Origin of the sequence: Streptomyces sp. NPDC051105 (assembly GCF_040682795.1) — a bacterium.
Lineage (GTDB): Bacteria > Actinomycetota > Actinomycetes > Streptomycetales > Streptomycetaceae > Streptomyces.
Genome location: NZ_JBFBBR010000008.1, coordinates 227,692 through 243,270, shown reverse-complemented (window position 1 = coordinate 243,270; position 15,579 = coordinate 227,692). Strand labels below are relative to the sequence as shown.

At 71.0% G+C, this 15,579-nt stretch carries 11 protein-coding genes; 5 read left to right on the top strand and 6 right to left on the bottom strand.

Annotated elements, in window-relative coordinates:
- Window positions 1-117 precede the first annotated feature (117 nt).
- From whiA to uvrC, 4 genes are read right to left on the bottom strand one after another with little or no spacing between them, the layout of a single operon-like run.
- Window positions 118-1,107 carry a DNA-binding protein WhiA gene (gene whiA / locus AB0N16_RS21545; RefSeq protein WP_089100932.1) on the bottom strand — a complete coding sequence of 330 codons (990 nt, stop codon included), beginning with the start codon at window positions 1,105-1,107 and terminating at the stop codon, window positions 118-120.
- On the bottom strand, window positions 1,098-2,165 hold the full coding sequence (gene yvcK, locus AB0N16_RS21540) for a uridine diphosphate-N-acetylglucosamine-binding protein YvcK (protein ID WP_365798969.1): 1,068 nt from the start codon (window positions 2,163-2,165) through the stop codon (window positions 1,098-1,100). The genes whiA and yvcK overlap by 10 nt, the downstream gene beginning before the upstream one ends.
- Window positions 2,162-3,202 (bottom strand): RNase adapter RapZ, encoded by a 1,041-nt coding sequence (gene rapZ, locus AB0N16_RS21535; protein WP_365798967.1) that lies wholly within the window; start codon window positions 3,200-3,202, stop codon window positions 2,162-2,164. The genes yvcK and rapZ overlap by 4 nt, the downstream gene beginning before the upstream one ends.
- On the bottom strand, window positions 3,199-5,445 hold the full coding sequence (gene uvrC, locus AB0N16_RS21530) for an excinuclease ABC subunit UvrC (protein ID WP_365798965.1): 2,247 nt from the start codon (window positions 5,443-5,445) through the stop codon (window positions 3,199-3,201). Before uvrC ends, rapZ begins: the two co-directional genes overlap by 4 nt.
- Before the next feature lie 1,032 nt (window positions 5,446-6,477).
- On the opposite strand from uvrC, the gene AB0N16_RS21525 reads away from it, so the two are divergent.
- A complete protein-coding gene (locus tag AB0N16_RS21525; RefSeq protein ID WP_365798963.1) occupies window positions 6,478-7,425 on the top strand; it encodes a hypothetical protein in 948 nt (315 codons plus the stop codon).
- 26 nt (window positions 7,426-7,451) lie between these two features.
- Here AB0N16_RS21525 and AB0N16_RS21520 read toward each other — a convergent pair whose 3' ends face one another.
- On the bottom strand, window positions 7,452-7,883 hold the full coding sequence (locus tag AB0N16_RS21520; protein WP_365798961.1) for a Rieske 2Fe-2S domain-containing protein: 432 nt from the start codon (window positions 7,881-7,883) through the stop codon (window positions 7,452-7,454).
- Window positions 7,884-8,320: 437 nt separating this feature from the next.
- Here AB0N16_RS21520 and AB0N16_RS21515 point away from each other — a divergent pair, with 437 nt between their 5' ends.
- Window positions 8,321-9,469, top strand: coding sequence for a LacI family DNA-binding transcriptional regulator (locus AB0N16_RS21515; protein WP_365798959.1), 1,149 nt, complete (start codon window positions 8,321-8,323; stop codon window positions 9,467-9,469).
- Window positions 9,466-10,377, top strand: a complete 912-nt coding sequence (locus AB0N16_RS21510; protein ID WP_365798957.1) for a carbohydrate kinase — start codon at window positions 9,466-9,468, stop codon at window positions 10,375-10,377. The genes AB0N16_RS21515 and AB0N16_RS21510 overlap by 4 nt, the downstream gene beginning before the upstream one ends.
- A gap of 278 nt (window positions 10,378-10,655) precedes the next feature.
- Here AB0N16_RS21510 and uvrA read toward each other — a convergent pair whose 3' ends face one another.
- On the bottom strand, window positions 10,656-13,685 hold the full coding sequence (gene uvrA / locus AB0N16_RS21505; RefSeq protein ID WP_365798955.1) for an excinuclease ABC subunit UvrA: 3,030 nt from the start codon (window positions 13,683-13,685) through the stop codon (window positions 10,656-10,658).
- Window positions 13,686-13,910: 225 nt separating this feature from the next.
- On the opposite strand from uvrA, the gene AB0N16_RS21500 reads away from it, so the two are divergent.
- Window positions 13,911-14,600 (top strand): maleylpyruvate isomerase family mycothiol-dependent enzyme, encoded by a 690-nt coding sequence (locus AB0N16_RS21500; RefSeq protein ID WP_365798953.1) that lies wholly within the window; start codon window positions 13,911-13,913, stop codon window positions 14,598-14,600.
- Between the two features lie 44 nt (window positions 14,601-14,644).
- Window positions 14,645-15,301 (top strand): MBL fold metallo-hydrolase, encoded by a 657-nt coding sequence (locus AB0N16_RS21495; protein WP_365798951.1) that lies wholly within the window; start codon window positions 14,645-14,647, stop codon window positions 15,299-15,301.
- Window positions 15,302-15,579 lie beyond the last annotated feature (278 nt).

The following is a 15,579-nucleotide window of genomic DNA, read 5'->3' as shown; positions in this document are numbered from 1 at the left end:
GACACTTCATGATCCAGTCAAGGGCGCCTCACGGACAGCTCACGGTGGCTTAAAAGAGATCCAAACGCCGGTGCCGACGACCGTTGTGGCCATCGGCACCGGCGTGTTGACGGTGCCTCAGCCCGCGAGGTTGTCGGCCAGTTCCTCACTGAGGTTGGCCTCGGTGCCCGGGATGCCCAGATCGGACGCGCGCTTGTCGGCCATCGCCAGCAGCCGGCGGATCCGGCCCGCGACGGCGTCCTTGGTGAGCGGCGGGTCGGCGAGCGCGCCCAGCTCCTCCAGGGATGCCTGCTTGTGCTCCATGCGCAGCCGGCCGGCCGCCGCGAGGTGCTCGGGTACCTCGTCGGCGAGGATCTCCAGGGCACGCTGGACCCTTGCTCCGGCGGCGACGGCCGCGCGCGCGGAGCGGCGCAGATTGGCGTCGTCGAAGTTGGCGAGCCGGTTCGCGGTGGCCCGCACCTCGCGGCGCATCCGGCGCTCCTCCCAGGCCAGCACGGACTCGTGCGCGCCGAGGCGGGTCAGCAGGGCGCCGATCGCGTCACCGTCCCGGACGACCACCCGGTCCACCCCGCGCACCTCGCGGGCCTTCGCGGCGATGGACAGCCGGCGGGCCGCCCCGACCAGGGCGAGCGCGGCCTCCGGGCCGGGGCAGGTCACCTCCAGGGAGGACGAGCGGCCGGGCTCGGTCAGCGAGCCGTGCGCCAGGAAGGCGCCGCGCCAGGCCGCCTCCGCGTCACAGGTCGCCCCGGAGACGACCTGCGGGGGCAGGCCCCGGATCGGGCGGCCGCGGCCGTCCACCAGTCCGGTCTGGCGGGCCAGCTGGTCACCGCCCGCGACCACCCGCACCACGTACCGCGAGCCGCGGCGCAACCCGCCGGGTGCCATCACGATCAGCTCGGAACTGTGGCCGAAGATCTCCAGGATGTCCCGCTTGAGTCGCCGGGCCGCCATCGCGGTGTCCAGCTCCGCCTCGATCACGATGCGCCCGCTCACCAGGTGGAGGCCGCCCGCGAACCGCAGAATGGCGGAGACCTCCGCCTTCCGGCAGCAGGTCCGGGTGACGGGTAGCCGGGAGATCTCGTCCTTCACCGCTGCCGTCATCGCCATGGGCCGATCCTTCCATGCATCCGAAAAATACGGTCGTACGCGGCGGCCAACAGCTCCGGATCATGCCGGGGTGATCCGTCGGTCCGGGCCACGGGGCCCAGCTCGACCGCGGCTCCCAGCCGCTTGGCGGCTTCGGTGAGCGAGTCGCGGTCGGGCACGGCGGCCTCGTCGGCCAGCACCACGTCCAGGGCGAGTTTAGGGGCGTGTCGGCCCAAAACCTCCAAATGACGCTGCGGAGAGAAGCCTTCGGTTTCACCCGGCTGCGGTGCGAGGTTCAGCGACAGGACCTTACGGGCCTTGGTCTCGGTGAGCGCGTCGAGGAGATCGGGGACGAGCAGGTGCGGGATCACCGAGGAGAACCAGGACCCGGGGCCCAGCACCACCCAGTCCGCGTCCAGGACCGCCGCTACGGCCTCCGGCACGGCCGGCGGGTCGTGCGGCACCAGGTGCACGGACTGCACCTCGCCGGGTGTCAGCGCCACCGTGGCCTGCCCCCGGACGATGTCCACCTCCTCCGGCCGCTCCGGGTCATGCCCCTTGACCAGGGCCTGGAGCTCCAGCGGCACGGCGGACATGGGCAGCACCCGCCCGTGCGCGCCGAGCAGCTTGCCGACCAGGTCCAGGGCCTGGACGTGGTCGCCGAGCTGTTCCCACAGGGCGACGATCAGCAGATTGCCGACCGCGTGCTCGTGCAGGTCGCCCTTGGACTGGAAGCGGTGCTGGATGACCCGGGCCCAGGTCTGGCCCCAGTCGTCGTCACCGCACAGCGCGGCGAGGGCCTTGCGCAGATCACCCGGAGGAAGCACGCCGAGTTCGTCGCGGAGGCGCCCGCTGGAGCCGCCGTCGTCGGCCACGGTGACGACGGCGGTGAGATCGCCGGTGATCCGGCGCAGCGCGGCGAGCGAGGCGGACAGGCCCATGCCGCCGCCCAGGGCGACCACCTTGGGCTGGGCACCGCGCCGGCGCGGCCGGGCGCCGCGGGCCTCGACGGGGCGGCCCGAGCGGGACTCGGGCACGGCCCGGCGCAGCCTGCCCAGCCGTGGAGAGCGTCCGGTCACTCGCGCCCCATGTCCCGGTGCACGACTACGGTCTCCACTCCCTCGGCGGCCAGACGGGCAGCGAGTTTCTCGGAGACGGCGACCGAGCGGTGCTTGCCACCCGTGCAGCCGATGGCGATGGTCACATAGCGCTTGCCCTCGCGCCGGTATCCCGTCGCGATCAGCCGCAGTAGCTCGGCGTACCGGTCGAGGAACTCCTTGGCGCCCGGCTGGTTGAAGACGTACGCCGACACCTCCTCGTTGAGGCCGGTGTACGGGCGCAGCTCCGGCACCCAGTGCGGGTTGGGCAGGAAGCGCATGTCGGCGACCAGGTCGGCGTCGACCGGCAGGCCGTACTTGAAGCCGAACGACATCACGGTGGCCCGCAGCTCGGGCTCCTCCTCACCGGCGAACTGGGCGTCCATCTTGGCGCGCAGCTCGTGCACGTTGAGGCTGGACGTGTCGATCACCAGGTCGGCGTCGCCGCGCAGCTCGCGCAGCAGCTCGCGCTCGGCGGCGATGCCGTCCACGATCCGGCCGTCGCCCTGGAGGGGGTGCGGGCGGCGCACCGACTCGAAGCGGCGGACCAGGGCGTCGTCCGAGGACTCCAGGAAGACGATCCGGCGGGTGACGCCCCGGCTGTCGAGGTCGGCGAGGGACTCGCGCAGGTTGTCGAAGAAGCGCCGGCCGCGCACGTCGACGACGACCGCGATCCGGGCCACGTTGCCCTGGGAGCGGGCGCCCAGCTCGACCATGGTGGGGATGAGGGCCGGCGGGAGGTTGTCGACGACGAACCAGCCGAGGTCCTCCAGGCACTTCGCCGCCGTCGACCGGCCCGCTCCCGACATGCCGGAGATGATCACCAGCTCGGGGATGGCCGCCTCCGGCACCCCGGCCGGAGTCGCATCCGTACTCACTTCTGCTCCGTTTTCCTGGCCCGCTTCCGCTTCCTGCGGCTGATCCCGGCCCGCCTCGTTGTTCGTTTCCTCGGGCGGACCCTGCGTGTCGCTGACCGCCGGATCTCGCCGGGCTGTGTGCTGTGCGTCGCGCTCGGTCATCTCTCCTGCCCCCGATCGTCCGGGGCGCCCGCGGGTACGGGCTCCCCCGAGGCGTCCGCCGTCGTCTCGGGCGCCTCGTCTTCCCTGTCATCCATGATCTCTCCGGTCGCCGTGTTCACGGCAGGCGCGGCCGGGGCCGCCTGGGCGAGGGCCACGGCGATGGTCTCGGCCGTCTTGCGGCCTATCCCGGGCACCTCCTGGATCTGCTCGATTGTGGCGGACCGCAGCTTCTTCACCGAGCCGAAATGCTTGATCAACGCCTGTTTGCGGGTCTCACCGAGGCCCGGTACGTCGTCCAGCGGGCTGGAGCGGAAGCGCTTGGCACGTTTGGTGCGCTGGTAGGTGATGGCGAAGCGGTGCGCCTCGTCACGGACGCGCTGGAGCAGGTAGAGACCCTCGCTGGTGCGGGGCAGGACCACGGGGTCGTCGTCCTCGGGCAGCCAGACCTCTTCGAGGCGCTTGGCGAGGCCGCAGACGGCGATGTCGTCGATACCCAGCTCGTCGAGCGCCCGCTTGGCCGCCGCGACCTGGGGCTGGCCGCCGTCGACGACCACGAGCTGGGGTGGGTAGGCGAACTTCCTGGGACGGCCGTCGTCGTCCTTGAAACCGTTGACCGGGCTGGTGTCGGTGTCGCTGTCGGTGTCGGTGTCGCTGTCCGCGGCCGTGGGGGTATCGGGGGCCGTGGATGCGCCGGGGGCCGTGGATGCGCCGGGGACTGTGAGGGCGCCGGCGCCGGTGGCTGTTGGCGCATTGGCGGCCGTGGGTGTGCCGACGGCTGTGAGGGCGCCGGCGTCTGTGAGGGGGCTTTCCGTGCCGTCTTCCTCCGCCCACTCACCGGTCCTCTCCTTCTCGGCGAGGTAGCGGCGGAAGCGGCGGGTGATCACCTCGTGCATGGAACGCACGTCGTCCTGGCCGGCGAAGCCCTTGATCTGAAAGCGGCGGTACTCGCTCTTGCGCTGCAGGCCGTCCTCGAAGACGACCATGGAGGCCACGACGTCGTCGCCCTGGAGGTGCGAGATGTCGTAGCACTCGATACGCAGCGGGGCGCTGTCCAGGTCCAGGGCGTCGGCGATCTCCTCCAGCGCCCGGGAGCGGGTGGTGAGGTCGGAGGCGCGCTTCGTCTTGTGCAGACCGAGCGCCTGCAGGGCATTGCGCTGCACGGTCTCCATCAGGGCCTTCTTGTCGCCGCGCTGCGGAATGCGCAGCGAGACATTCGACCCGCGGCGGCCGGTGAGCCACTCCTGGACCGGCTCGACCGGCTCGGGCAGCGCCGGGACCAGTACCTCCTTGGGGACGGCGTCCCCGCTCTCCTCGCCGTAGAGCTGCTGGAGGGCGTGCTCGACGAGCGCTCCGGTGGTGACGTCCTCCACCTTGTCCGTCACCCAGCCGCGCTGACCGCGCACGCGGCCCCCGCGCACATGGAAGATCTGGACGGCCGCCTCCAGCTCGTCCTCGGCGACGGCGATCAGGTCGGCGTCGGTCGCGTCGGCGAGCACGACCGCGTTCTTCTCCAAGGCCTTCTTCAGGGCCTCGATGTCGTCACGCAGGCGGGCCGCCCGCTCGTACTCCATCTCCTCGGCGGCCTCCATCATCTGCTTCTCCAGACGGTGGAGGTAAGTGCCGGTGCGGCCGGCCATGAAGTCGCAGAACTCCTCGGCCAGTTCGCGGTGTTCCTCCGGGGAGATCCGGTCGACGCAGGGAGCGGAGCACTTACCGATGTAGCCGAGCAGGCAGGGGCGGCCGGTGCGGGTGGCGTTCTTGAACACCCCGGCGGAGCAGGTGCGCACCGGGAACACGCGCAGCAGCAGGTCGACGGTGTCCCGGATCGCCCACGCGTGGCCGTACGGCCCGAAGTAGCGAACACCCTTCTTCTTGTGACCGCGCATCACCTGGACCCGCGGGAACTCCTCGTTCATCGTCACCGCGAGGTACGGGTAGCTCTTGTCGTCGCGGTACTTGACGTTGAACCGGGGGTCGTACTCCTTGATCCAGGAGTACTCCAGCTGGAGGGCCTCGACCTCCGTGGACACCACGGTCCACTCCACGGACGCGGCGGTGGTGACCATCGTCCGGGTGCGGGGGTGCAGGCTCGTCAGGTCCTGGAAGTAGTTCGCCAGGCGCTGGCGCAGGCTCTTCGCCTTTCCGACGTAGATCACCCGGCGGTGCTCGTCACGGAACCTGTACACCCCGGGAGAGTCCGGGATCTGTCCCGGCTTGGGGCGGTAGCTGGAGGGGTCGGCCATGTCTCACACCCTACTGGCGCACACCGACACCGCGACGAGCCTGTGGACAACCCCGACGGGGGCGACGAGGGCGGCGGGGCCAGCGGGACTACGGAAAGGAACGGGCTCGCGGGGTGTGCGGGAACGCTGGGCGAAGAGAGGTCCCGGGGGACGCGGGGGGAGGTGCCGGGCAGAGGGACATCGGAGCATCTGGGGAAGCCGGCCGACACGTCAGAGGGCATCGGTGCGTCCGGGGACGGTGGGCTGACAGGGCCGGGCGGCTCCTGGGGCGTCCAGGGGCGGCGCACTGGCCGGGGGCCGCGCACCACAGGTGTCCCGGCACGCGAGACCAGCGGCACCAAGCGGACCCGGCGGACCCGGCGGATTCGACGGACCCGGCGGATTCGACGGATTCGACGGATTCGATGGATTCGATGGATTCGATGGATTCGACGGCAGCATCTGCCGAGGCGGCCGCGCAGCCCCGTCACGACTCAGCCCCGTCACCACGCCCCGCCGCACAGCCCCCCTCCCCGCGCCGCACTCCGGCGTCGGAGCGAGAACCTCGCGCTCCGGGGGGGCGCGGTCAGGCCCCGTCCGCCCGCGCCAGAAGCGGATCTCGGAATCGGCCACGTCGGTGGCATCGTGAGCCGTTCCGGCACTCCGACGACACGGAACCGCCCCGTGACCGGCGCGGAACCGCTGAGCCGATCGCAATGGACCTTGCATGGACCTTGCCCGGCTTCCTCCCCAAAAAGGCGCCCTGCGCGCGAACGGGCTTCGATCTCGTGGACGACCACGGCGCCCTCTCCCCCGCCCGGTCCTTCCGGCGACGGGGTCGCGCCTCGGCCAGGTGGGCGCCTTCGGCCGGCCGAAGGTGTTGTCGGGGATTGGTCAACACGCTTCAATGCGGGGGAACTCGGGGCCGTGAGCAGCGGCCTGCGGACGCGGCGTACCCAGGTGCGGCCGCCCCGACGCCGACGGGGTGGCCCCGGACCCGCGCCAACGGCCTGACCAGCCGTTGTGAACCCCCCAAGAGAAAGGCCCCTCTGCATGCGGCACGGCACACAGCACGCGGACGTCGCCACCGCGGAACTGGACTCGGCCCTGCGCGGCGGCCCCTTCCATGTGGCCCTGCGCGCCGCGATCGCCGCCCGCGGGCTGCCGCTCCAGCGCGTGCAGCACCATCTGTCGCGCTACGGGGTCAAAGTGGGTGTCACCAGCCTGAGTTACTGGCAGCAGGGGGCCCGCCGCCCGCAGCGCCCGGAGTCGCTGCGGGCCGTGCGCGCGCTGGAGGAGATACTCCAGCTCCCGGAGGAGTCTCTGATCCGGCTGCTCGCCGATACCGACCAGGACCCTGCCGTACGCCGCCCCGCCGCCCGCTCCTACCGCTCCCTGATCGAGGCCTCCGACGTCCTGGACCATCTGCAGGCCGAACTCGGCTGGTCCCTCGACGGCGGTCTGCACACCCTGGGACACCACGAGCGCGTGCGGATCGGCGCCCTCCGCGAACTGGCCGCCCGTGAATCGCAGCACATCGTGCGCGCCCACCGGGACGGCGTCGACCGCTTCGTGGCCGTCCACCACGGTGACCCCGGCTGCGCCCCGCAGCACATGACCGTGCGCGCCCTGGAGAACTGCCGCACCGGACGGATCCGTTCGGACCCGGAGACCGGCCTGCTCGTCGCCGAGCTCCTTTTCGGCACCCGCCTGCGCTCCGGCGACACCTTTCTCTTCCGCTACGCCGTGGAGGACGGCACGGCCGGTGTCTCCCGCGAGTACGTCCGTGACTTCGGCTTTCCCGGCGGCCAGTACACCCTCCAGGTGCGTTTCGCCGCCGACGTACTGCCGACGCGCTGCCACCGGTTCGCCCAGCACTCCGCGGCGGCCCCGCGCAGCGGCCGGCAGGCCCTCCCGCTGAGCGGACTGCACCGCTCCGTCCACCTGGTCGAGCCCCGAGTACGGCCAGGCCTGCTCGGGATCAGCTGGGACTGGGAATGACCCGAGGCTGAACCGGCCTCCATGGATCAGGCTCCCGGCCCCGCCACGATCCGCCCGTTCGCGGCCTTGACCGGCAGCTCGTTCAACGGCTCGGTGGCCGGCGACCGGACCACCTTTCCGGTGACCGCGTCGAACTCGCTGCCGTGGCAGGGGCAGACCAGCGTCGTGCCCTGGAGTTTGTTGATCGGGCACCCCGCGTGCGTGCAGACCGTGCTGTACGCCTTCAGTGCGCCATCGGCGGAGCGGCTGACGACGACGTTGTGCTCCCGGTAGAGCTTCGCGCCACCCTTGGCGACCTCGCTCTCGGTCCCGAGATCGACCGGTGCGGTCGGCGTCGCGTCCGCCGGGGCTCCGCCGCCGGGAGCCGAACAGGCGGCCAGCCCGAGCCCGGCGACCGGTGTGACCGCGGCCCCACGCAGGACGGTACGGCGGCTGGCTGAGGGACGAGCGGCGGGCATGAGGGGCTCCAGGCAGGGTGGTGCGGTGCGGTGCGGGCGAAGGCTGGCGGGCAGGGATTGTGGGGGTAAGGCAGGGCGACGATACCTGGGCGGATCGTCCCGCTTCGGGGTGGGTGGGGAGTGGGGGGTGGGGAGGTGGGGAGTGGGGGGTGGGGGCAATCGGGCCGACGGTAGACGCGACGGGTCGACGTTGGTGCGGGCTGAGGACTGAGGTCGGATCGACCAGCGCAGCCGACAGGCCGGGCGGAGGAGGCGAGGACATGGCCGGGGAGAGTTCACACGATCGGACGTAAACGCTTGCGTAAGCGTTTACGCAGCGGTTTCGGATGGGGTAACTTCCCGGCCGAGGCCCAACGCCCGAGGCAGCCCGCGAGGGAGCAGCGCGAGGGAACGGATGAGCCTTGCCCCAAGGGCGGGACGCGAAGGAGGTGAGCCCTGTGCCCACCATGGCCGACGTCGCCCGAAGTGCCGGTGTCTCCGTGGCGACCGTCTCCCATGTGCTGAACGAGACGCGTCCGGTGCTGCCCCACACCCGTCAGGCGGTGCTCGACGCCATCGAGGAACTGGGATACACGCCCAATACCCTCGCCCGCTCCCTGGTGACCTCCCGCACCCGCTCCATCGGGCTCGCGGTGTCGGCGATCAGCAACCCCTACTTCACAGAGATTCTCCAAGGCGTCGAGGCCGCTGCCCTGGAGCACGGCTACAGCCTGCTCATCGCCGACCCGCACGACGATCCCGAGCACGAACGCAAGGTCGTCCAGCTTCTGCACGAGCGCCGCGTCGACGGCATGATCGTCGCCCCCTCCGCCGACCCGCGCGCGCTCCTCGCCTACCTCGACCGGCACGCCGTGCCGACCGTGCTCCTCGACCGGGTGATCGACGGTCGCGCGGACACCGCGCCGCACTTCGACCAGGTCTGCGCCGAGAACACCGAGCCGACGGCCCGGCTCGTCACCCACCTCGCCGGTCTCGGTCATCGCCGGATCGGCCTGGTCGCGGGGCTTCCCGGGCTCAGCACCACCGGCGAACGGATCATCGGCTACCGGCAGGGGCTCGCCACCGCCGGGCTGCCCCTCGACGAAGGTCTGGTCGTCCCCGGCCACTCCGAGTCCGCGGGAGCCGAGCGGGCCACCGCGGCTCTGATGTCGCTCACCGTGCCGCCCACGGCTCTTGTCACCGCCAACAACGCGATGACCATCGGCGCGCTGCGCGCCCTGCGCGCACAGGGCCTCTCCGTGCCGGACGACATCGCCCTGGTCTGCTTCGACGACTTCGCCTGGGCCGATGTGTTCTCGCCCCGCCTCACCGCCGTCGCCCAGCCCAGCAGGGAGATCGGCGCCGAGGCGGTCCGGGTGCTCCTCGAACGGCTGGCCGCACCCGACCGGCCCGCCAGGACCGTACGGCTTCCGTGCACCTTTGTGCACCGGACGTCGTGCGGCTGCCAGGAGGAGGACGGCGGGGCGGCGACCGGGCGGCCCCGGTCGGTACGGGCAGCGCGGCCGCGCTCCGCACGCTCCCAGCAGGTCTCGCGGTCCGGGCACCACCAGCATTCCGAGTACCCCGAGGAAGGAACCCTCTCGTGATCGTCGTCGCCGGTGAGGCACTGATCGACCTGGTACCGCAGGGCACGGGCGCCCTCGCGCCCCTGCAGCCGGCGCTCGGCGGCGGCCCGTACAACACGGCGGTGGCCCTCGGCCGCCTCGGCTCCCCCACCGCGTTCTGCTCCCGCACCTCGTCCGACGGCTTCGGCGAGGCCCTGCTGGACGGGCTGCGGCGCGCGGGTGTCGATGTCTCCCTCGTGGAGCGCGGCCCGGAACCGACCACCCTCGCGGCCGCCACGATCGACGCGCAGGGCTCGGCCTCCTACTCCTTCTATGTCGACGGCACCGCCGACCGCCTGTTCACCGCCCCCGCCGGCCTTCCCGACACGACCCGTGCCGTCTCCTTCGGCACGCTCTCGCTCGCCCTGGAACCGGGGGCGAGCGCCTACGAGGAGCTGATGCGCGGTGCGGCCGGACAGGGTCTGTTCACCGCCCTCGACCCGAACATCCGGGCTGGCCTGATCACGGACCCGGACGCCTACCGGGCGCGCTTCAAGAGCTGGCTGCCCTCGGTGACCCTCCTCAAGCTCTCGGAGGAGGACGCGCTGTGGCTGGGCGGCACCCCGCGCGAATGGCTGGCGTCGGGCCCCTCCGCAGTCGTGATCACCCACGGTGGTGACGGTCTCAGTGCCTTCACCCCCGACGGCACCGTCTACGCCGTCCCCGGTGAGGAGGTCGACGTCGTGGACACGATCGGCGCCGGCGACACCGTGAACGCGGCTCTGCTGCATGGACTGGGCACCCAGAACGCCCTGTCTGCCGAGGCACTCGCGGGACTGGGCGCCGACGGCTGGACGGAGCTGCTGCGATTCGCGGCGCGGGCAGCCGCGATCACCTGCTCCCGGGCGGGTGCGGAGCCGCCGTACGCCTCCGAACTCGGGGCGCTGTAAGGGACGTTCGGCTCTCCGTCGCCGATTCGTCGCTACCGCTGAATCCGCTGTTGATGAGTCAAGGTTCGTCGTCGCCGCGGGGATCGGGCGGCTGATGATGGAACGAGCGGCGGGCCCCCGGGGCGGGTCGCCGGGCGCGCCCCCGTTTTTTTTTTTTTTGGGTGGGGGGGGGGGGGGAGGTGGGGGGTTTGGTTTGGCGCCCGGGCGGCCCGGGGGGGGTGCTCCGGGGGGGCCCCCCCCACTTTTCTGGATTTGTCCGAGCCGGTTGCCCGGGGGCCTCAGGCCTTGCGGGCCCGCGTCGTCTTCTTCGCGGGCGTCGTCTTCCTCGTGGCCCCGGCCGCCTTCTTCGTGGGCGTGTTGTTGGCGGTCGTGGCGGTCGCCGTCTTCTTCGCCGTCGACTTGGCCGCGACCGTCTTCTTCGCCGCCGCCTTGCGCGGCGCCTTCACCGAGCTGGCGTCGCTGATGCGATCGGCGCCGAGGATCTCGCGCAGGAACTTGCCGGTGTGGCTGGCGGGGACCGCGGCGACCTCCTCGGGCGTCCCCTCCGCGACGACGAGGCCACCGCCGGCACCGCCTTCCGGACCCATGTCGACGACCCAGTCCGCGGTCTTGATCACATCGAGGTTGTGCTCGATGACGATGACCGTGTTGCCCTTGTCCACGAGGCCGGCGAGGACCTTCAGCAGCTTGCTGATGTCCTCGAAGTGCAGACCGGTGGTCGGCTCGTCCAGGACATAGACGGTGCGCCCGGTGGAGCGCTTCTGCAGCTCGCTGGCGAGCTTCACGCGCTGCGCCTCACCGCCGGACAGCGTGGTCGCGGACTGGCCGAGGCGGACGTAGCCGAGACCGACGTCGTGCAGCGTCGTGAGGTGGCGGTTGATCGCCGGGACGGCCTCGAAGAAGTGCATGGCTTCTTCGATGGGCATGTTCAGGACCTCGGAGATGGACTTGCCCTTGTAGTGGACCTCCAGCGTCTCCCGGTTGTACCGGGCTCCGTGGCAGACCTCGCACGGGACGTAGACGTCCGGGAGGAAGTTCATCTCGATCTTGATGGTGCCGTCGCCCGCGCAGTTCTCGCAGCGGCCGCCCTTGACGTTGAAGGAGAAGCGGCCCGGCAGGTAGCCGCGGACCTTCGCCTCGGTGGTCTCGGCGAACAGCTTGCGGACGTGGTCGAAGACACCGGTGTACGTCGCCGGATTCGATCGCGGGGTGCGGCCGATGGGCGACTGGTCGACGTGCACGACCTTGTCGACGAGGTCGTCGCCGTCCACGCGCGTGTGTCTGCCGGGGACGTTCCGCGCGCCGTTCAGCTCGCGGGCCAGGTGCGTGTACAGGATGTCGTTGACCAGCGTCGACTTGCCGGAGCCGGACACGCCCGTGACGGCCGTGAACACGCCCAGCGGGAAGGACACGTCGATGTCCTGGAGGTTGTTCTCGCGGGCGCCGTGCACCGTGAGCCGACGGCTGGGGTCCTGCGGGCGGCGGATGTCGGGCAGCGGGATCGCCTTCTTGCCGGACAGGTACTGGCCGGTCTGCGACTCCTCGTTGGCGAGCAGTCCCTTGAGGGAGCCGCTGTGCACGACCTTGCCGCCGTGCTCGCCGGCACCGGGGCCGATGTCGACGACCCAGTCGGCGACCTTGATGGTGTCCTCGTCGTGCTCGACGACGATGAGCGTGTTGCCCATGTCGCGGAGCCGGACCAGAGTCTCGATCAGCCGGTGGTTGTCACGCTGGTGCAGACCGATCGACGGCTCGTCCAGGACGTACAGGACGCCGACGAGACCGGAGCCGATCTGGGTGGCCAGGCGGATGCGCTGGGCCTCGCCGCCCGAGAGGGTGCCGGCCGCGCGGTTCAGCGAGAGGTAGTCCAGGCCGACGTCGACCAGGAACCGCAGCCGCTCGTTGACCTCCTTCAGCACGCGCTCGGCGATCTTCTTGTCGCGGGCGTTGAGCTTGAGCTCGCCCAGGAACTCCGCGCAGTCGCTGATGGACATCGCCGAGACCTCGGCGATCGACTTGTCCATGATCGTGACGGCGAGGACGATCGGCTTCAGGCGCGTGCCCTGACAGGTCGGGCAGGGCACCTCGCGCATGTAGCCCTCGAAGCGCTCGCGGCTGGCGTCGCTCTCGGCCTCGCTGTGCCGACGCTTGACGAAGGGCACCGCGCCCTCGAAGGGCGTGGTGTACACGCGCTCACGGCCGTAGCGGTTGCGGTATCGGACCTCGATCTGCGTCTTGTGGCCGTAGAGCAGGGCCTTCTTGGCGCGTTGCGGCAGGCCGGCGAAGGGGATGTCGGTGCGGAAGCCCAGCGCGTCCGCGAGGGCGCCGATCAGACGGCCGAAGTAGTCCTTGGTGTGCCCGTGCGACCACGGGTGGATGGCGCCCTCGTCGAGGGACTTGTCCTCGTCCGGGACGATCAGCTCCGGGTCGACCTCCATGCGGGTGCCGATGCCGGTGCACTCGGGGCAGGCGCCGAAGGGCGAGTTGAAGGAGAAGGAGCGGGGCTCCAGCTCCTCGAAGGACAGGTCGTCGTACGGGCAGTACAGGTGCTCCGAGTACATGCGCTCGCGCTCGGGGTCGTCCTGGGGGAGGTCGACGAAGTCGAGCACGACCATGCCGCCGGACAGACCGAGCGCGGTCTCCACGGAGTCGGTGAGGCGGCGCTTGGCGGTGTCCTTCACCGTGAGACGGTCGACGACCACCTCGATGGTGTGCTTCTCCTGCTTCTTCAGGGTCGGCGGCTCGGAGAGCTGGACGGTCTCGCCGTCCACGCGCGCGCGGGAGTAACCCTTGGTCTGGAGGTCGGCGAAGAGGTCGACGAACTCGCCCTTGCGCTCGCGCACCAGCGGCGAGAGCACCTGGAAGCGGCTCCCCTCCGGCAGCTCCAGGACCTTGTCCACGATGGCCTGCGGCGACTGGCGGGAGATCGGTCGGCCGCACTCGGGGCAGTGCGGCTTGCCGATGCGCGCGAAGAGCAGACGCAGGTAGTCGTAGACCTCGGTGATGGTGCCGACCGTCGAGCGCGGGTTGCGCGAGGTCGACTTCTGGTCGATGGACACCGCCGGGGACAGACCCTCGATGAAGTCCACGTCCGGCTTGTCCATCTGCCCGAGGAACTGGCGGGCGTACGAGGAGAGCGACTCCACGTAGCGCCGCTGGCCCTCGGCGAAGATCGTGTCGAAGGCCAGGGAGGACTTGCCCGACCCGGACAGCCCCGTGAAGACGATGAGCGAGTCACGAGGCAGGTCGAGCGAGACATTCTTCAGATTGTGCTCGCGCGCGCCACGGACGATGAGACGGTCGGCCACAGCCGGTCCGCACCTTTCTTGAGAGAAGTGACAGGGGCAGAGCCCCGTGCTTCTTCAGACTAGGGGGAGCCACTGACAACGCCGGTTCGGATTCCTGGATGCGTAAACAATCCCGGACCATCCAGCATGCCCGACGCCACCATCGACGATATAGCACGCGCATTCGATTTACGGACCTAGCGCGAAACCTTCACCCGAAGGTGTGGCGGGGCTACCGTCAGCTCCATGATTGATCACGCTCATGACCTGGCGTCTGTACAGGAGGCGACGGACCGGCTCCTCACCGCAGTCGCCAAACTGGACAACGCGTCCGTGACGCGACCGTCACGGCTGCCCGGCTGGACGGTCGGCCACGTCCTGGCCCACCTCGCCCGCAACGCGGACGCGCTCACGAACGTCCTCGACGGACGTCCTATGTACGTCTCCGGCGAGGCCCGGGACGCCGACATCGAGCGGGACGCCCCGCGCCCGCTCGACGCCCAGCTCACCGACCTGCGTGAGAGCGACGCCCGCTTCCGGGCCAGAGGGGCCGAGCCCGCGGACTGGACGCGCACGGTGGAGTTGCGCAATGGGGTCACCGACGCGGCGGCGCGGGTGCCGTTCCGGCGCTGGGGCGAGGTCGAGCTGCACCACGTCGACCTGGGGATCGGGTACGAGCTGGAGGATCTCCCGGAGGAGTTCACGGAGCGGGAGATCGGCTTTCTCGCGGATCGCTTCGGCGGCCACCGGGAGATCCCATCCACCGCACTGCGCACCGACGGCGGCCGCGTCTGGACGACCGGCGGTGGCGCCCCCGGAAGCCCGGTCGGCGTCGAAGGAAGCGCCGCGGATCTGCTCGGCTGGCTCGCCGGCCGCCGTGACGGCTCGGCCCTGACGGTGCGGGGCGGCCCCCTGCCAGCGCTTCCGCCGCTGTAGCGCACGGCACCTCACCGGCCACTCCCCGCTATAGGCTGACCGTCATGACGTACAGCGGAGAGGTGACGGTCGGCGGTCCGGCGGACGTGCACGAGCTCAAGGACCTGATGATCACCAAGATCGCGGTCGGGCCCATGGACAACAACGCCTATCTGCTGCGCTGCCGCGCCACGGACGAGCAACTGCTGATCGACGCGGCCAACGACGCGGAGACACTCCTGGGCATGATCGGTGGCGACGGCATCGCGTCCGTCGTCACCACGCACCAGCACGGCGACCACTGGCAGGCGCTGGCCGAGGTCGTCGCCGCCACCGGCGCACGGACATACGCGGGCCGCGAGGACGCCTCCGGCATCCCGGTCACCACCGACGTCGCCGTCGACGACGGCGACGTCATCCGGGTCGGCCAGGTCGAACTGACCGCCCGGCACCTGGTCGGCCACACCCCCGGCTCCATCGCCCTGGTCTACGACGACCCGCACGGCCATCCGCACGTCTTCACCGGGGACTGTCTCTTCCCTGGCGGGGTCGGCAACACGCGCAAGGACCCCAAGGCCTTCGCCAGCCTGATCCGCGACGTCGAGACCAAGATCTTCGACGTGCTGCCGGACGAGACCTGGGTGTACCCGGGGCACGGCAACGACACCACGCTGGGCACCGAGCGCCCGCACCTGCCGGAGTGGCACGCGCGCGGGTGGTGAGCGCGGAGGCACGTGTGGGGTGGTGAGCAGGGCGCGCGTGCGCGTGGTGAGCGCCAGGCGCACGTCCGCGGTGGGCGCGAGCCGTCCGGATGAGCCGTGCGAGCGCGCGGGCCGGCGCACGAAGCTCAACTCGTCCGGCGCACGCCCCTCAACTCGCGCCCCGCGTGCACGACCTCACACGCCCCGCGCGTACTCCTCGCACGCCCCGTGTGAACAGTTCGCACGCGCCGGAGTCCAGCGCACGCTCCCCGCGCGCGTCGTGGCACGGTCAACTGGTG

What these genes read in the sequence shown, in the direction of transcription:
- AB0N16_RS21525 (WP_365798963.1), top strand. Translation starts at nt 6,478, where the DNA reads ATGCGGCACGGCACACAGCACGCGGACGTCGCCACCGCGGAACTGGAC.
- uvrC (WP_365798965.1), bottom strand. Translation starts at nt 5,445, where the DNA reads ATGGCCGACCCCTCCAGCTACCGCCCCAAGCCGGGACAGATCCCGGAC.
- whiA (WP_089100932.1), bottom strand. Translation starts at nt 1,107, where the DNA reads ATGGCGATGACGGCAGCGGTGAAGGACGAGATCTCCCGGCTACCCGTC.
- AB0N16_RS21500 (WP_365798953.1), top strand. Translation starts at nt 13,911, where the DNA reads ATGATTGATCACGCTCATGACCTGGCGTCTGTACAGGAGGCGACGGAC.
- rapZ (WP_365798967.1), bottom strand. Translation starts at nt 3,202, where the DNA reads ATGACCGAGCGCGACGCACAGCACACAGCCCGGCGAGATCCGGCGGTC.
- AB0N16_RS21495 (WP_365798951.1), top strand. Translation starts at nt 14,645, where the DNA reads ATGACGTACAGCGGAGAGGTGACGGTCGGCGGTCCGGCGGACGTGCAC.
- AB0N16_RS21520 (WP_365798961.1), bottom strand. Translation starts at nt 7,883, where the DNA reads ATGCCCGCCGCTCGTCCCTCAGCCAGCCGCCGTACCGTCCTGCGTGGG.